This is a genomic window from Acinetobacter johnsonii, assembly GCF_048551975.1.
Lineage (GTDB): Bacteria > Pseudomonadota > Gammaproteobacteria > Pseudomonadales > Moraxellaceae > Acinetobacter > Acinetobacter johnsonii_A.
The window spans coordinates 1-270 of the sequence record NZ_JBIMCF010000242.1 but is presented as its reverse complement, the minus strand read 5'-3'; the positions used below and the strand labels follow the sequence as shown (position 1 = coordinate 270).

At 38.9% G+C, this 270-nt stretch carries 1 pseudogene; it reads left to right on the top strand.

Features of this window, described 5'->3' with window-relative positions:
• A pseudogene (locus tag ACG9ZB_RS17375) lies at positions 1-131 on the top strand (metal ABC transporter permease); the annotation flags it as partial.
• Positions 132-270 lie beyond the last annotated feature (139 nt).

The window sequence follows — 270 nt, the reverse complement described above, 5'->3', positions numbered from 1 at the left end:
AAATTGGGGTGACGGTTGGTTTATGGTCCAGTTCAGGGCTAAATACTTCTACAGGACTCAGCATCGTCTTAACTATGTCGATTCTGTTTGCACTGATTTTTATCACACATAAGTTTAAAAAACTGACTTAAATAAATGAGCTATAAACGTTATTTTATCAGCGCATGTCTACTCGGACAAAAAGTCAGTTATGACGGCAAAGACTGCTTAGTCTCTCCGTTAGTTGAAGCCTTGCTCGATAAAAATTATGTCAGCTTATGCCCTGAAGGC